17 protein-coding genes and 1 pseudogene are annotated in these 15,286 nt (G+C 72.2%); 10 read left to right on the plus strand and 8 right to left on the minus strand.

Going from position 1 to position 15,286, the window contains the following annotated elements:
* Positions 1-92 precede the first annotated feature (92 nt).
* A pseudogene (locus ACI79C_RS13080) lies at positions 93-458 on the minus strand (PucR family transcriptional regulator ligand-binding domain-containing protein); the annotation flags it as partial.
* Positions 459-599: 141 nt separating this feature from the next.
* On the opposite strand from ACI79C_RS13080, the gene ACI79C_RS13085 reads away from it, so the two are divergent.
* The 3 genes from ACI79C_RS13085 (at position 600) to ACI79C_RS13095 (ending at position 3,318) form a co-directional block, all read left to right on the plus strand.
* Entirely contained in the window at positions 600-1,097 is a 498-nt protein-coding gene (locus ACI79C_RS13085) for a nucleoside deaminase (protein WP_456946091.1), read from the plus strand.
* Positions 1,094-2,407: a cytosine permease gene (codB, locus tag ACI79C_RS13090; protein ID WP_456946092.1), complete on the plus strand. Its 1,314-nt coding sequence runs from the start codon at positions 1,094-1,096 to the stop codon at positions 2,405-2,407. Before ACI79C_RS13085 ends, codB begins: the two co-directional genes overlap by 4 nt.
* Positions 2,408-2,499: 92 nt before the next feature.
* A complete protein-coding gene (locus tag ACI79C_RS13095; protein WP_456946093.1) occupies positions 2,500-3,318 on the plus strand; it encodes an alpha/beta fold hydrolase in 819 nt (272 codons plus the stop codon).
* Here the strand turns inward: ACI79C_RS13095 and ACI79C_RS13100 are convergent.
* On the minus strand, positions 3,315-3,704 hold the full coding sequence (locus ACI79C_RS13100) for a hypothetical protein (RefSeq protein ID WP_456946094.1): 390 nt from the start codon (positions 3,702-3,704) through the stop codon (positions 3,315-3,317). The two genes, ACI79C_RS13095 and ACI79C_RS13100, sit on opposite strands and share 4 nt — an antisense overlap.
* A gap of 192 nt (positions 3,705-3,896) precedes the next feature.
* On the opposite strand from ACI79C_RS13100, the gene ACI79C_RS13105 reads away from it, so the two are divergent.
* From ACI79C_RS13105 to ACI79C_RS13125, 5 genes are all read left to right on the plus strand, one after another.
* Entirely contained in the window at positions 3,897-4,361 is a 465-nt protein-coding gene (locus tag ACI79C_RS13105; protein ID WP_456946095.1) for a hypothetical protein, read from the plus strand.
* Positions 4,362-4,498: 137 nt separating this feature from the next.
* The gene (locus ACI79C_RS13110; RefSeq protein ID WP_456946096.1) at positions 4,499-5,077 is read left to right on the plus strand and encodes a sigma-70 family RNA polymerase sigma factor; all 579 of its coding nucleotides are present in this window, start codon (positions 4,499-4,501) and stop codon (positions 5,075-5,077) included.
* Complete coding sequence (locus tag ACI79C_RS13115; protein WP_456946097.1) at positions 5,061-6,137, plus strand: hypothetical protein; 1,077 nt, start codon at positions 5,061-5,063, stop codon at positions 6,135-6,137. The genes ACI79C_RS13110 and ACI79C_RS13115 overlap by 17 nt, the downstream gene beginning before the upstream one ends.
* 2 nt (positions 6,138-6,139) lie before the next feature.
* A complete protein-coding gene (locus tag ACI79C_RS13120; protein ID WP_456946098.1) occupies positions 6,140-7,111 on the plus strand; it encodes an ABC transporter ATP-binding protein in 972 nt (323 codons plus the stop codon).
* Positions 7,108-7,947, plus strand: a complete 840-nt coding sequence (locus ACI79C_RS13125) for an ABC transporter permease (protein ID WP_456946099.1) — start codon at positions 7,108-7,110, stop codon at positions 7,945-7,947. Before ACI79C_RS13120 ends, ACI79C_RS13125 begins: the two co-directional genes overlap by 4 nt.
* 22 nt (positions 7,948-7,969) lie before the next feature.
* On the opposite strand, the gene ACI79C_RS13130 is transcribed toward ACI79C_RS13125, so the two are convergent.
* The 3 genes from ACI79C_RS13130 to ACI79C_RS13140 all read right to left on the minus strand — a co-directional run bounded on the left by ACI79C_RS13130 (position 7,970) and on the right by ACI79C_RS13140 (position 10,562).
* Complete coding sequence (locus tag ACI79C_RS13130; RefSeq protein WP_456946100.1) at positions 7,970-8,872, minus strand: anti-sigma factor RsbA family regulatory protein; 903 nt, start codon at positions 8,870-8,872, stop codon at positions 7,970-7,972.
* 812 nt (positions 8,873-9,684) lie between these two features.
* Positions 9,685-10,149, minus strand: a complete 465-nt coding sequence (locus tag ACI79C_RS13135) for a hypothetical protein (RefSeq protein ID WP_456946101.1) — start codon at positions 10,147-10,149, stop codon at positions 9,685-9,687.
* Between the two features lie 86 nt (positions 10,150-10,235).
* Entirely contained in the window at positions 10,236-10,562 is a 327-nt protein-coding gene (locus ACI79C_RS13140; protein WP_456946102.1) for a hypothetical protein, read from the minus strand.
* Positions 10,563-10,690: 128 nt separating this feature from the next.
* On the opposite strand from ACI79C_RS13140, the gene ACI79C_RS13145 reads away from it, so the two are divergent.
* Entirely contained in the window at positions 10,691-11,647 is a 957-nt protein-coding gene (locus tag ACI79C_RS13145; protein ID WP_456946103.1) for a phospholipase D-like domain-containing protein, read from the plus strand.
* A 108-nt stretch (positions 11,648-11,755) separates the two neighbouring features.
* Here ACI79C_RS13145 and ACI79C_RS13150 read toward each other — a convergent pair whose 3' ends face one another.
* The 3 genes from ACI79C_RS13150 to ACI79C_RS13160 form a co-directional block, all read right to left on the minus strand.
* Positions 11,756-12,196, minus strand: coding sequence for a hypothetical protein (locus tag ACI79C_RS13150; RefSeq protein WP_456946104.1), 441 nt, complete (start codon positions 12,194-12,196; stop codon positions 11,756-11,758).
* A gap of 66 nt (positions 12,197-12,262) precedes the next feature.
* The gene (locus tag ACI79C_RS13155; protein WP_456946105.1) at positions 12,263-12,433 is read right to left on the minus strand and encodes a hypothetical protein; all 171 of its coding nucleotides are present in this window, start codon (positions 12,431-12,433) and stop codon (positions 12,263-12,265) included.
* A gap of 971 nt (positions 12,434-13,404) precedes the next feature.
* Positions 13,405-13,683 carry a hypothetical protein gene (locus ACI79C_RS13160; protein ID WP_456946106.1) on the minus strand — a complete coding sequence of 93 codons (279 nt, stop codon included), beginning with the start codon at positions 13,681-13,683 and terminating at the stop codon, positions 13,405-13,407.
* A 581-nt stretch (positions 13,684-14,264) separates the two neighbouring features.
* Between ACI79C_RS13160 and ACI79C_RS13165 the strand changes: the two genes are divergently transcribed.
* Positions 14,265-14,891 (plus strand): hypothetical protein, encoded by a 627-nt coding sequence (locus ACI79C_RS13165; RefSeq protein ID WP_456946107.1) that lies wholly within the window; start codon positions 14,265-14,267, stop codon positions 14,889-14,891.
* The last annotated feature ends 395 nt before the right edge of the window (positions 14,892-15,286 follow it).

Here is a 15,286-nt window from a genome sequence, read left to right on the forward strand (position 1 = left end):
CCGGAGACCACCAGCCCGAGCAGCTCCTGCCAGACCGGCTCGCCGGCGTGCCGCCAGGACAGCTTCCGGCGCAGCAGCAGGTCGGCGAAGTCCTCGACCATCCGCACGAACGGCACGACCTCGCGCAGCGCGAGCAGGACGACGTCCCGCCGCCGCGCGGTGTCGACCAGCTCCGGCGGGACGACGGAGAAGGTGCGCCCCACCTCCAGCGCCAGCGCCGCGCACCCCGCGTCGGCCAGCCGCTCGACGTAGTCCACGACCTGCTGCGCCGACCGGCCGTGGAGGCCCAGGCCGGTGGTCAGCAGCAGCTCGCCCCCGGCCAGCAGGCCGCCCATCTCGTACACCTCGGAGGAGTGCACCCAGCGGACGACGGCGGCGTCCGGGTCCCCCGCCAGCACCACGGGGTCGGCGGCGCGGACCGCCGGCAGCTGGAGGACCTCCGAGACGGTGGGCAGCACGGGGATGCAGCGTGGGCAGCAGGGGACACCACGTCAAGCCGCGGGACGACGAGACCGGACACAGCGCCCCTTGTCGCGCACCGTCGCCCCCGAGTTCGCTGACCTCCCGTCCCCGCCCCCCCGCCCTCGCCAGGAGGACCCGTGACCACAGCGGACCTGCCCACCGTCCCGCCCGACCTCTCCCCCGCCGAACGCGACCGGTTCTTCCTCGGCCTCGCCGTCGAGCAGGCCCGGATCGGCTGGGAGGAGGGCGGGGTCCCGATCGGCGCGGCGCTGGTGGACGGCGACCGCGTGCTGGCCGTCGGCCGCAACCGGCGCGTGCAGATGGGCAGCGCCATCCGGCACGGGGAGACCGACTGCATCGAGCGGGCCGGCCGGCTGCCGGCGGCGGTCTACCGGCGCAGCGTCCTCTACACGACGCTCTCCCCCTGCTTCATGTGCGCCGGGACCGCGCTGCTCTACGACATCCCGCGCGTCGTCATCGGCGAGAACCGCAACTTCCAGGCCTCGGAGGAGTTGCTCCGGTCGCACGGGGTCCAGGTCGACGTCCTGGACGACCCGGACTGCATCGCGCTCATGGAGCGGATGCTCGCCGAGCGGCCGGAGTTGTGGCTCGAGGACATCGGGGAGGAGTCGTGACCGCGCCGGACCGGGCGGCCGCGACCCCGGTCGAGGCCGACGTCGTCGACCCGGACTACCCGGTCACGCCGGTCCCCGCGCACGCCCGCAAGTCGTTCTTCTCGATCGCGGTGGTGCTGCTCGGGTTCACCGTCTTCACCCCGACGATGCTGGCCGGGGCGACGCTGGGGCCGGCGTTCGGCTTCGGCGAGCTGGTCCTGGTCATCCTCGCCGGCTCGCTGATCCTCGGCACCTACGTGGCCGTCATGGGCTGGGTGGGCGCGCGGACCGGCCTCACCACCGTGGTGATGTCCCGCTACACGTTGGGCACGCGCGGGGCCAAGCTGGCCTCGATCCTGCTGGGCGGCACGCAGATCGGCTGGTACGGCGTCGTCGTCGGCACCATCGGCGACCTGACCGCCGAGGCGCTGGACTGGCGCTCCTACGGTGCCCGGGCCGCGGTCATGGTGGTCACGAGCGCGCTGATGTGCGCCACCGCCTACTGGGGCTACCGCGGCATGTACTGGGTGTCGCTGGTGTCCACGCCGCTGATCCTGGTCCTGGCGTTCTGGGTGGTCTGGAGGTCGGTGCAGGAGGTCGGCGGTCTCGAGGGGCTCACCGGCGTGCAGCCGACGGCGTCCATGGCGGTGGCCGTGGCGATCACCACCGTCGTCGGCACGTTCGTGTCCGCCGGCACCCAGGCGCCCAACTGGACCCGGTTCGCCCGCCGCGGCTCGCACGCGGTGTGGGCCTGCGTCATCGGCTTCCTCGTCGGCAACGGGCTGATGGTGTTCTTCGGCGCGATCGGGGCGCTGACGTTCGGGGAGGGCGACTTCGTCCTCGTCCTGTACCAGCTGGGCCTGGTCGGCTGGGGCCTGGTGCTGCTGTTCGGCAACCTGTGGAAGAGCAACGCCGACACCGCCTACGCCTTCGGGGTGGCCGGCGCGGAGCTGTTCGACCGCCCGAGCAAGGGCCCGTTCGTGATCGGCGGCGCGGTGATCGGCACCGTGCTGGCGCTCACGGGGGTGCAGAACCACCTGGTCGAGTACCTGGGGCTGCTCGGCACGTTCATCCCCCCGCTGGGCGGCGTCATCATCGGGGACTTCCTCGCCCGCTGGCGGCGGCGGGGCATCCCCGCCGGCAGCACCCCGCCCGCGGTGCGGTGGCCCAACCTGCTCGCCTACGCGGTGGCGGCGTTCCTCGCCTGGCTCAGCGGCGAGCTCGGCATCGGCATCCCCCCGGTGATCGGGATCGTCGTGGCCGTCGCCCTGTCGATGGGGCTCTCGCGGGCCGGCACCCGGTCGGCCGACCCGGTCGGCGCCGGTCGCTGACCCCTCGGCCGTGGGGTGCACCCCGCACCCCACGGCCGGGGCGTGACAGGACTCACGCTCCGACCCGCGCCTGCGCCGGGTACCACGGAAGGGTGACTCCCCCGCTGTCCCGGACCCGCACGGGCGCCGGCGAGCCCCTCCTCCTGCTGCACGGCATGGGCAGCTCCCGCCGTGACTTCACCGCCGTCCTCCCCGCGCTGCGCGAGCGCTTCGACGTGCTCAACGTCGACCTGCCCGGCATCGGGGGGTCGCCGTCCCTCGAGCAGCGCCCCACCGTCGCCGCCATCACCGACGCCGTCGAGCGCACCCTCGACGCGGAAGGTGTCGGGCGGGTGCACGTGCTCGGGAACTCGCTGGGCGCGCGCGTCGCCCTCGAGCTCGCCGTCCGGGGCCGGGCGCGGTCGGTGGTGGCCATCGCGCCGTCCGGCCTCAACGTCCCGCAGGAGCGGGTCGTCCAGGGCGTCGGCATGGGGATGGCCAGGGTCGTGATGCGGACGGTCGAGCCGCTGATCGCCACCGTGTCGCGATCGGCGGTCGGGCGGGCCGCGCTCCTGGCCCCGCTGAAGGCGCGCCCGTGGAGCACCTCGCCGGAGGAGGCGATCGGTGCACGTGAGGGTTTCGGCGAGTCACGCGACTTCTGGCGCACCGTCCTCTGGGCGCTGCTGCTCGACGTCCCCCGCGGGGTGGACCGCATCGACTGCCCGGTCACGCTCGTGCAGGGCGTGGCCGACTGGGTCGCCTCCGGCCAGACGGTGCGCTACCTGCCGTTCGTCCCCGGCTCCCGCTTCACCCCCCTGCTGATGGCCGGCCACGCACCGCAGTCCGACCGGCCGGCGACCATCGTGCGCCTGGTGGAGCAGACGGCCGAGCGCGCGGCGGCCCGGACGCCGACCCTGCGCGCCGTCGCCTAGCCCCGCTCCCCCGGCGACTCCTCGGCGTTGAGGTAGGCGCAGCGGAACCGCGCGCGGGACATCGCCTCGGTGAAGCGGGCCTCCCACGCGGGGTCAGCGGCCGGGAAGGTGTCGAACACCCGCTCCTCGAGCACCACCGGCAACCCGTCGAGGCCGGTGTAGGAGCGGCGCAGCAGGACCCGCGTCTCCCCGTCGACCTCGTCGTGGGCTGCCGTCCAGCGGGCCTGCGCGACCGCCGCGGCGACCTCCGCCCGCGCGCGGGCGGGCAGCCGGGCAGGACCCGCCCCGGTCCGCAGCGCCGGGCGGGTCGACCACACGCCGAGTGCGTAGAGCAGCAGGCCGGCGAGCAGCAGCAGGAGCAGCAGCTCGGCCACCGCGACCACCATGCCCCGACGGTAGTGCGCCGCCCGCCGCACGGGGACTCCCCGGAGCCGGAGCGCCGGGGGTCCGGCGGGCGGGGGACCTCCGACCGGTGCCCGGCTCCGGCCGGCCGTCCTCGCCGGCGCCGGGACGCCGACCCGCTGGACCGCCCCCCCACCTGGGGTTTCACCCGCCGCGGCTCCGGCCACCACCACGGCGTGGTCGTCGCCATCGGGGTCGCGGTGCTGCTCCTCGTCGGCGTCCCGCTGCTGGCCTGGTGGGTGGCCCGCCGCCGGTTCTGGTCACGGCAGTCCGCCCCGCTCGAGCCGCACGTCTCCCGGGAGCTGATCGCCCGCCACGGGCTGGCGCCGGCCGAGTACGCGCTGGTGGACCGCGCCGCGACCTGGGGCCGGGAGGTGTCCGACGACCGCCTGCGGGCCGCCGTCGTCGACCTGGCCGCCCAGAGGGTGGAGGCCGCCGGCCGGCGGGCAGCGCCCGCACCGTGGCTCGTCGTCCTGGTGGTCGTCTGGGGTGCCGTGATCGCGGGCTCCGTCGCGTTCGCCGTGGCGCAGGGGCGCTGGGGCGCTGGGGCGACGTCAACTGGGTCTCCGTGGCCGGCTGGGGAGCCGCGGCCGTCGTCGGGTGGCACCGGCGGACCGGACCCGAGCGCGCGATCCGCATGAACGGCCCGCGCTCCGACGATCGGGCTCCCGGAGGACGGTGACCCGAACCCGGCCGGCCCCGCCGGGCCGGGGTCCCGGTGCATCCTCGGCGGGTGTCACATCCGGAGCCCCGGCGGTGCTCTCCCGATGTGGACCTGGTGCGGCACGAGCCCTGGACGGCGCCCGCCCTGGCCGCACCTGCGGTGCGGGGCGGCGCGGCCGAGCGGGCGCACCGGCCGGCCGGGGTCCGGGACGACCTCGAGCAGGTCTTCCGGGCCGAGTACCCGCGGGTGGTCGGCGTGGCCGCCCGGGTGCTGGGGTCGCAGGACCAGGCCGAGGACGTCGCCCAGGAGGTGTTCCTCGCCTTCGGCCGCTCCTCGGTGCCGGCGCGGGAGGCCAGCGGCTGGCTGACCGTGGCCGCCGCCCACACCGCGCTGAACCTGCTGCGCTCCGGCCGGCGCCGCACCGCCCGCGAGGAGGTCGCCGGCCGGGAGCCCGCCGTCGTCCCCGACATCGCCGACACGGTGGTCTCCCGCGACGAGCACAGCCGCGTGCGCGCCGCCCTCGCCCGGCTGCCACGGAAGCAGGCGGTGGTCCTGGTGCTCCGGCACAGCGGCCTCGCCTACGCCGACGTGGCAGCCGCACTCGACATGTCCGTCGGCAGCGTCGGGACCACCGTCCGGCGCGCCGAGTCCGCCCTGCGCAAGGAGCTGATCCCCGATGCGTCATCCGACTGAGGGCGTGCTGCGCCGGTTGCTCGACGAGCCGCACGGCGTCGCCGACACCGATCGCGCACACGTCGCGACCTGCCCGACCTGTCTGGCCGGCCTGGAGGCGGCCCGTGCCGACGCCCGGACGGCCGGCGCCGCGCTGGGGGGCGCGGCACCGGCCGCGGTCGACGTCGACCGCGCGTGGACCCGCCTGGCGCTCGCCGGCCCCGCGGGACGGGCGGCCGCCCCGGCCCGCCGCGGCCGGTGGACGACCGCCGTCCGCCGGCCCGCGGTCGCGGCGCTCGGGGTCGTCCTGGTCCTGTCGGGCGCGGGCGTGGCCGCGGCCAACGACTGGCTGCCGATCTTCCACACCGAGCGGGTCGCACCGGTCGCCGTCCCCGCGACCGACCTGGTGGCGCTGCCCGACCTCTCCGCGTTCGGGGACGTGCAGGTCACGGGCGGGAGCGAGCCCGCGCAGGTGCCCGACGCGGCCGCCGCGGAGGAGCGCACCGGGCTGGCGGTCCCCGAGGTGGGCGAGCTGCCGACCGGCGTGACCGGCGACCCCACCTACCAGGTGGTGGACCAGCTCAGCGCGGTGTTCACCTTCTCGGCCGAGAAGGCCGCGCAGGCCGCGGCCGCGACCGGGGAGTCCCTCCCGGCCCCGCCGCCCGGGCTGGACGGCTCCAGCGTGCGGTTGCAGGCCGGGCCGGCCGCGGCCGCCGTCTGGACGCAGCCCTCGGGCCTGCCGGTCCTGGCGGTCGGGCGCGCGGTCGCGCCGACGGCGTTCTCCGACGGCGTCCCGTTCGAGACGGTGCGCGACTACCTGCTGTCCCTGCCCGGGCTCCCCGCCGGGGTCGCCGACCAGCTGCGCGACTTCACCGAGGACCCGACGACGCTGCCGCTGCCGGTGCCGGCCGACCTGGTCACCACCAGCACGGCCGAGGTCGCCGGGCAGCCGGCGACCGTGCTCGCCTCCCGCGACGGCACCATGGCCGGCGTGGTGTGGGTGGAGGACGGCGTCGTCACCGGGGTGGCCGGTGCCGTGAGCACCGACGAGGTCCTCGCCGTGGCGAACGGCCTGCGCTGACCGTGACCGCCGAGGACACCCGCAGCGCGGCCCAGCTCGTCGCCGAGCTGCCGGCCTCCCCGGCGGTGTGGTGCTCCGGGCTGCGCAAGCGGTACGGCCGCCGGACCGCGGTCGACGGGGTCTCGTTCACCGTCGGCCGCGGCGAGGTGGTCGGCCTGCTCGGGCCCAACGGGGCGGGCAAGACCAGTGTGATCAAGATGCTCCTCGGCCTGGTCCGTCCCGACGCCGGGGAGGTCCTGCTCCTCGGCCGGCCGGGGCGCGACCCGCAGTCCCGGCAACGGGTCGGCTACCTGCCCGAGCTGTTCCGCTACCAGCCGTGGCTCACCGCCGCCGAGGTGCTGACCCTGCACGCCCGCCTGGTGCACGCACCGGCGGCGGAGTCCGAGGTGCGCGACCGGCTGGCCGCGGTCGGCCTGGACGGGCGGGGCGGGGACCGGGTGGGCGGGTTCTCCAAGGGCATGCAGCAGCGGCTCGGTCTCGCCGTCGCGCTGGCCGGGCGGCCGGAGCTGGTCGTCCTCGACGAGCCGACCAGCGCCCTGGACCCGATCGGGCGCGCCGACGTGCGCGACGTGGTGCTGTCCCTGAAGGCGCGGGGCGTGGCGGTGCTGCTCAACTCGCACCTGATCGGCGAGGTGGAGCGGGTCTGCGACCGGGTGGTCATCCTCGATGCCGGGCGGGTGGCGGCGTCGGGCACGCTGGCCGAGCTGCTCGGCCGGCGGGAGGTCCGGCTGCACCTCACCGGGGTGGACGGCCGCGCCGAGGCGCGGCTGCGGGCGGCCGGGGAGGTCTCCGGCACCGGCGACCGGTTCACCGTGGTCCTGCCCCCGGACGACGACGGCGGCGCCGTGCCCGGTCTCGTGGCCGACCTGGTGGCACTCGGCGTCTCGGTCCACGCGGTCGAGCCGGCGCGGATCAGCCTGGAGGAGCGGCTGCTGGGCATCCTCCGGGCCGGGCACGGGGACGGTGCGGCGTGAGTGTGCTGACCATCGCGGGGCTGACCCTGCGCGAGGCCGCCCGCCGGCGGGTGCTGTGGGCGCTCGCGGTCCTCACCGTCGCGCTGCTGACGCTCAGCGGCTGGGGCTTCTCCCGGCTCGCCGGCCTGGACACCGAGTTCGGCGAGCTCACCTCCGGACAGGCCCGGCTGTTCGCCTCGCAGCTGGTCAACCTGGTGGTGTTCGGGCTGAGCCTGATCGCCGCGCTGGGCACCGCGTTCCTGGCCGGCCCCACCGTCGCCGGCGAGGTCGAGTCCGGCATGGCGCTGGCGGTGCTGGCCCGGCCGGTGCGGCGCACCGCGGTCCTGTTCGGCAAGTGGCTCGGCCTGGTCGTCGTCGGCTGCGGGTACGTGGCCGTGGCCGGGCTGGCCCTGTTCCTCGTCGTCCGGTGGACGGTGGGCTACTGGCCGCCGCAGCCGGTGCAGGGGCTCGCGCTGCTGGCCGGCCAGACGGTCGTGCTGCTCACCCTCGGGCTGCTGCTGTCCACCGTCGTCTCGCCGATGGCCTCCGGGGTGGTCGCGGTCGGGTTGTTCGGCGCCACCTGGGTGGCCGGCGTCGTCGGCAGCGTCGGGCAGGTCGTCGGCAACGAGGGCGTGACCCGGGTGGGCACGGTGTCCCGGGTCCTGCTGCCGACCGACGGGCTGTGGCGGGGGGCGATGCACGCGTTCCAGGACCCGACCCCGCTCGGGCTCGACTTCGCCGGCTCACCGTTCCTCAGCGAGGGCCCACTCACCGTCCCGTACCTGCTGTGGGCGGCGTTCTGGGTGGCCATGGTGTGGGGGCTGACCGCCCTGGTGTTCTCCCGCCGCGACGTCTGACGCGCCGGCGGCGGCCCGCCGGTCAGGACCAGGAGGTGGACAGCCGCACGCTGACGCCGTCGTCGGCTCGGCGGATGGCCACGTGGTCGCACAGCTGCCGGGCGAGCCACAGGCCCATGCCGCCGTGGGAGAGGTCCTCGCCGTGCGCGGGCCCGTAGCCGGCGAACGGGTCGTCCCAGCTGCGGCCGGAGTCGCGGATGGTGCACACCAGCCGGCCGGGGGCGGTCCACAGCCGCAGGCCCGCGGGCCGGGAGCCGTGCCGGACGGCGTTGGAGGCCATCTCGTCGACGGCCATGAGGAAGTCCTCGAGCAGGTCCGGGGGCCCGTCGACGGTGTCGAGGCGGTCCCGGACGGCGTGGCGGAGCCCGGTGTAGTCGGTGATGTCGTCGTCGGCCAGGGCCGGCGCCGTGCTCTCCAGCGGCTCCTCGGGCACCGGCAGGGCGCGCAGGTAGGACGCCGGGGCGACGACGTCGGGGTTGGCCACGCGACCACCGGCGGTCACCAGATGGGGGTGGGTGTGCCGGACGGAGGCCAGGACCGGCTCGGGCAGGGCGGCGTCGAACACGCACAGGCCCCACAGCGGGTACGGCGCGAAGGCGACGTTGACGACCGCCTCGTAGGCCTGCCACTCCCGTCGGTCGGCGGCGGTCGTGCCGAAGTCGGTCTCGCCGACCACCCGGACCCGCCGGCCGGGAGCGGCGTGCTCGGCGGCGAACCTGCGGAAGGTCGTGATGGCCGTGGGGGTCCGGGCCCGGTAGAGGGCGTGCCGGTCGACCACGAGCACCCGCGGGTCGGCGCCGACCGCCTCACGCAGGAGGCCGGCGGTCCGGGGACCGGTCGCGATCACCGCGGCGTCCCCGGCGGCCAGGCCGTCGAGGAGGAACGGCGCGGCCAGCGCGGTGAGCTCCTCGGCCGAGGAGTACACCAGGCCGTCGTGCCGGAACCCGGGTGTCGCGCCTCCTGCACCGGCGCCGTGGCCGGGTCCGGATCGCGCAGGGTCCCTGCGATCCACTGCTCCGCCCCCCGTGCTGCCGGTCGTCTGCGATGCGGGCCGACGTCGGTCCCGGTGCCCCCGCACTCTCCGGTGTACCCCATCCCGGCGATCCATGCCGCTGCACGGCGTCCTCGCGGACGACGAGGGGTCGCCCCCGTGGGGAGCCGGCGATCCGTGCGGGAGCGCAGCCCGGCCCGCACCTGTTGGTGGCCCCGAGAGGATTCGAACCTCCGACACACGGTTTAGGAATCGGTTGCGGCCGTCGTCCCCACCTGCAAGGGGGCGGCGGCCTAGCCGCTTGACCTGCGGGTTCGTCGGGGTCGCTTGTCGATGTTCGTCGCGGTCGGTGGTCGTCCTGTGCCCCCGTTGTGCCCCCGTGTGCCCCCACGGTCCGCCGTGCGCCGCGCGCCGACCCGGGGTTGCTAACGAGTGGTTGGGATTCCTGTGTACGTACCTCGCTTCCATCCGGTCAGGGAACCGGGGTAGGCGGGGGGCGACCGGTCGCCTACGCCCTGTACGCCCTTCAGAGGGCAGCAACAGAGGCGCCCGGCCTCCTCACCTTGGGGGCGAGGGGCCGGGTGTCACAGGGGCACCTAGGGCCTGTCCTGCAGATCTTGCGTGGCACAACCCCCCGTCCCTGAAGGCGGCCTCAGGGACAGACGGCCTGGGCTCGATCCAGCGCAGGCCCAGCCGACCGCGGACGACGTACCGGCACTCATCAAGTTGCCCAGAGCCATGGAGGTCTAACGGGCCGGTCGCGTCCGATCCGGCTTCCCGTGCAGCTTAAAGACCTCTTGGACCTGCTGTGCCCAGAAAACGTACGGCTCGGAGAAGCGGTAACCCAAGCTGCGCGCCATGTCGTAGAAGCCTGCTCCCGGCTCCTTATCTCCGTACTTGTGGGTGACGATCGAGGTCAGAGCCGGACGGTGCGCCTCACATTCCTCCTCGAACACGGCACCGAGTAGATGATTCATAAGGGCGGAGTACGGGTCTAGCTGTATGGCTGAGACTTTGCTGGCCACTTCCCCATACCAAGTCATGCGTCGGTCGTACGCGGCATCAAGGATTGCGCTTTGGACCTCAGTGACCGCGTCGTTCCACTCCTCGTCGGTCAGTCCGAACCGGGAACCCGAACGCTTCATCCCCACCTCTCGACGTCTGCCTGGTTGCTGCTGCCCCTTCACGGCGATGTCGAGTGCACCACTCACGCCGCCCGCTCGCCCAAGGTGGGCCGCTCAGAGACACTCGCGCCGGCTCGCGACTGAGGACGGCTATAGCGACGCTGGGACAGGTGCTACCAGTCGCTGTCGTTGCCGGACACTGACTCAGCGTCGCGTGCCATTCCCGGTGCGCGCAGCGAGGGGGGCAGCCGTCGCGGCTCTCGGACCCCCACCTCAGGCCCATCGTCCACAAGGCCGATCCAGGCGACGACACTGTTGGAACTCATGCGGCTGCCGGGGCTCGGCTGCTGCTTGGTGATGCGTACGCGCGACGAGTCAAGGCCACGTACCTCGACCATGTCATCGACGATGATGCTCAAGGCGAGGTCGCGCTCGTAACACACAAGCCTCGCGTCATCAGGTCTGAGTCCACGCAGGTGCGGCGCTGTGACCTTGTCCATGAGGGGATGATCCTGGACCGAGCAGTCTCAGGGAACTGTCCCTAAATGGACCGCTCTGAGACACCCGGCGACGAAGCAAGTGGTGTCTGTCTGCGCGGCCCTGACCGGCCGATCGGTACCGTGCTCGCATGCCGACAGGGCAGCAGCTGCTGCACGGGATCGGGGTCTGGCCGCAGCTCGCGGCGACGCTAACGGGCGCGGGCCGAACTGGGTCGTCGCCGGCGTATGTCGCCGTTGCCTACATCGGATCGACCGCCGACACGTGGCTGCCATTGCGCGAGGGCGACGTGCTGATCTGCGATGCCTCGGAGGAGGCAGTCCAGCTCGGCCTGACGAGCGTCGCGCAGCTGCAGCGATGGCACACGACTGGGGTACGCCTGTTCAGTCGGCAAGGGTTGCACGCGAAGGCGGGCGTCATCGGTCGGCGTGCGTTCATTGGCTCCGCCAACCTCAGCCAACGCTCAGCCAGCGACCGCCATGAGGCGACCGTGGTCACCTCCGATCCTGGGGTCGTCACGGCCCTGCGGGTCTACGTCCGGTCTCTGATGAACTCGCCGAGCCTCGCGCTGAACGACGCGGCCCTACTACAGCTGGCGAAGATCCCGGTGCGCAAGCCGCGTTGGCCCAGCGCAGCCCCCGTAGAGCCCCCCGTCCCGGACAAGGGACGTTTGTGGGTGATCGAGTGGGCGGAGGGCAGCCGAACCAAGCGCGAGATCACTCAGTTTGCAGCCGTACAGCAGCAGCATGCCGACGAGCTGCACCGCGCCGACTACCTCGAGGACTTCCGCTTCGCGGACCCTGGTGCACTGCGACCGATGCGGATCGGGGACATCCTGCTCTTCTCGAACCGCGAGGACGACTGGACGTACCCGCCGGCGGTGCTCATCGACAAGCTCGCCCCAGCCCATCACCAGCGCGCCGGGATCGTCTACCGGATGAGGGGAGACCTCAAGCAGCTCCGGACCAAGCACGTAGACGCCGCGATCATCGCGGCGCAGCCGGGGTGGCGGCGGCGCGGCGTACGGACCGCCGTGTCGCCCCAAGTGCGTGCTGCGATTGCCGCCCTCGACTGGAAGCGCAAGTAGATCGGTGCAGCGCGGATGGACGATGTCAAGGCCGGAGTCGACTGTCCCTAGGGACACCGGTCGGCGAGGCTGCTGACCGTGACGAGGACAACGGGCTAGCCGGGGAACTCAGCCGATAGGTGTTACGAACAGCTGGATACGGACAGAGACGAGGACGCCTCCCAGGAAGAACAGCCAGTTGGCTCTCCACTGCGCCGCTGACACAATCTTGGTCTCGCCAGCCAGCTCGGCCCGGAAGAGCCGGGCGACCGCTTCTCGGTCCTCTTGACTCAGCTGCGCTAGCCGTTCCGCCTCCTCGACCTGTGACTTCAGTTCAGCCGCCCGAGCACTGCGGGCCTCCATCTCGGCACTGACCTGAGCCAGCAACCTGGCCGACGTGCGCATCGTTCGAGCCAGGTCCTCAAGGCGATTCTCAAGCGTCGCCTCAGGGGTGGAGATGAGCGCTTCGTGAACTTGTTGCTGCGCTGCCGCTGAGGTTCGCCGTGCGAAGAAGGAGACGATGAGGCCGACAAGGGCAGTGATGACCCCGGCCAACGTCAGGGGATCCACGGCCGCAACGTAGCCACGGGCTGACCCCACTCACGAGTCCACGCGCTGATGAGCCTGGTGGCCAAGTCACCGCCCATGCAGCACCGTCCCGACCAGGGCGGCCAGGTCGAGTGAGTCCGTGAAGATGGCGGTCAACGTCACCGCCGCCGCTGTGATGGCGTACTTCACCACCGGCTTCCAGCCGCCCCCTTGGGGCGTCTGGCTGTCGGGTAGGGGCGAACGTCCTGCGTCGGTCACTGTGGCTCCCCGTCTCGGTTCCTATGCCGGAGGGAGCGCGACGGCCTCGGCGATCGGAGCCGTGCGGTCGGTCGGCGCGCCCCATTCCACTAGGAACGTTGGGCCGAGCAGCCCGCCGTTCGCAATATCAGCTCCAGGCGCGAGGCATCTTCGTGAACACCGCCGAGGGGGCGCGCCTGAACGCATGCGCGTCCCTCGTACCGATGCACGTCCCCGGTACGTATGCGCATGAGGAAACGGCCCCCGTGCCTTCGTGCGAACTTGCTCACACAGGGCCTACTTGCGCCGGTGCTGTCGATCGGCAGGCCGCTGATGTGCTCCTTGGAAGTTCGCGATCCGCTCGGCCCGCTCCTTGGGCTTGATCTCCCGCAGCGGTGCCTACTTGCGCACCAGTCTGGAGAGGACCCGGCGTTCCTCGGTGTCCACGGGGGCAAACTCGTCATCGTGGACAAGATCCGTAAGCCGCTGCGCCCGCCGGATCGCCCCGTCAGACCCCCTCAGGCGGCCGTAGAAGGCGGCTGAAGAGCGTCGGTCAGTCGGGACGCCATCCGTCCTCTTCGGATGTAGGCCCATATCCCTGACCGCCGTCCTCGACGTGCGCCGATCGGTCCGGCCGCGCGAGCGCGATCGCCCAGCACCACAACTTAAGCAGCAGCGCCGACAGCGGCAGCCAGGCCAGAAGCGGCCACATCCCACCAGGCCATCGAGTTCGTCCTCTCTGCCAGCACTGCCGTCGGCCGCCGGGATCCGCGGGCCAGCCGACCGCGGGGGAGGCAGGCGGCCCGCGCACTCCGGACTGTGCCAACGCCGGTAATCACGTCAGCACCCCCAGTTGCGAGGTCATACGACTACGAGAGCGGGGGGCGACGATCCGGGGGCAGTCTGGCTCCGTGATAGCTGCGCCGCTGCCGTCGGCCATCAAGTTCCTCGTCGGGCACCGGCAGGGCGGGCGGTGGAGCTACGCATGGCGGCTAGGTTCGAGCAGGACGTCCTTCTACATCAAGCCGCTGCAACCTGCGCTGCAGGGCATCAAGATCAGTCTGCACGGACCTGATCCACGGCACGGCTCCGGAAGCCGTTACCACGTCACCCTGGACCGGTCCGCCGACGGCGTGGTGGAGGCTGCTGGCGGCGTCCTGACGCAACGCATTAACTGGCCCGAGCAGCGCATCTTCCATGGCAAGGAGGTACACGCGGGTGTCGACCTCGTCCTGCGGCTCCGGTTCACCCACGACCTGTTCGACGACCACGCCCCGCTAGTTCCACTGCCATCCCCACCGAAGCCGAGGGACGTGGGGGCCCTCATCCCGCCGCCGGCGCCGGGCTACGCCAGCGACATCGACGTCTTCGTTTGTCATCGGGAACCCTTTTGGCCCGATGAGAAGCAGGCTCGCCTGGACAACGCCTGCCTTGGTCCACTCGTGAATGCAGCTAGCCAGTACTTAACTGCGCAGGCTGTCCACCGCCGCGTCGCGGAAAACCCCTCGCCGGTGAATGCGCAGTCTCCAGCACCTGGAGCTGGCGCACCGGCACCAGAGGACGACCGGATACGCGGCATCGGAGCAGCGTTCGACGCTAATGAGGTCCTATGGATTCACGAGACGTGGCTCCCGCGGTCGGGGATGCACCCGTCATTCAGCATGTTCCGCCCACCCACTAGGCCCTCGGGGAGTTCCTAGTGACCATAAAAGCAGCTCGATCTGCTGGCTGGATGGCGTCGAGGGCAGCCTGCTGCGGTCTTCTCATCCACGGGCGAAGGCTGGTCGGGGGCATCCCTCGACGTCACGGTTGCGGACAGTCACCGGCCCCGCGAGAGCGTACGAATCCGGTGGTGGGACTGACAGACGACCTCGCACTTGGCGACCTCAGCGTCGATGGTGGCAACGCTGTATCCACCGAGAGCGAGCCGCGAGACGCTGGCGCGCTTTTCGCCCTGGACGTGATCGAATTCGAGCAGGCTGGGGTTAGTTATCGCGCCGCAGTCGTACCCGTGAAGGCCGCGGTCCGTGCATCCGCGTTCCAGCTTGATGGCGTTAACGTGGGCCATATTCCGGGCGACGATCGCTTGGTCGAACGCGCGCACCCGATCCTTGTTGACCTGCGCCCATTCGCGCATTTTCCGGTTGTACGCTTTCCGGTCGCGCTCTCGATGGCGACGGGCATATTCGGCTGGCTTGCCTGGATTTCTCGCGACCCAGGCGGCGCGCACAAGCGCCACGCAGGGTCGGCAGTTGTATTGGAGGCCATCCCTAGTGGCGTTGTTCACCCCGAATGCTTCGCGCGGCTTCCGGGTCTTGCATTTGGCGCAAACCTTCGTGGCTTCTGCGTTCGACTCCATGAGCCGGACGAAAGCATAAGGGGCAAAGCCTCGTCAATGTTGCGCTTTGCAGACTTGACGACTATTCGCGCGCCCCTGCAATGCGAGGAGAGTGTGCGCGAAAGGCGCGCGGCGGCCTGACGTGGATATCCAGGCCAGTGGCCTCCGGCGGCATCGACTCTTTCGCAGTGTGTGCACGTATCGAATCGTCGACCCGGGCGCGAGCCTGTCTCGGGTCAGATTGCTCTAATCGCAATGTGCTGGCGATTCCTGGCACCGCACGAACGACGTCGTCGCTGAACACCCGTCGGCCTTCATGGCGAGGTTCTCCTGCCGCACCTCTAAGCGAGCGCCACCTGCTGAGAGCCGCTGCAGGACCTCGTCGACGTAGGCATCCACCATGCTCTTCCACTGGGGTTCTCGACGTACTGGGCGAGTTCGGTGCGCACGTCGGGGCTGCTGGCAGGAATCAAGGTGGCCCGGGCCGGGACGGCTTGACCCCGCACACGCCCACAGCGGTACGGGCGGCCGGTCCT

Source organism: Geodermatophilus sp. SYSU D00697 (assembly GCF_054050175.1).

Excerpts from the sequence above, each read along its gene's own strand:
- ACI79C_RS13140 (WP_456946102.1), bottom strand. The coding sequence starts at position 10,562 with ATGGACAAGGTCACAGCGCCGCACCTGCGTGGACTCAGACCTGATGAC.
- ACI79C_RS13145 (WP_456946103.1), top strand. The coding sequence starts at position 10,691 with ATGCCGACAGGGCAGCAGCTGCTGCACGGGATCGGGGTCTGGCCGCAG.
- ACI79C_RS13115 (WP_456946097.1), top strand. The coding sequence starts at position 5,061 with ATGCGTCATCCGACTGAGGGCGTGCTGCGCCGGTTGCTCGACGAGCCG.
- ACI79C_RS13100 (WP_456946094.1), bottom strand. The coding sequence starts at position 3,704 with ATGGTGGTCGCGGTGGCCGAGCTGCTGCTCCTGCTGCTGCTCGCCGGC.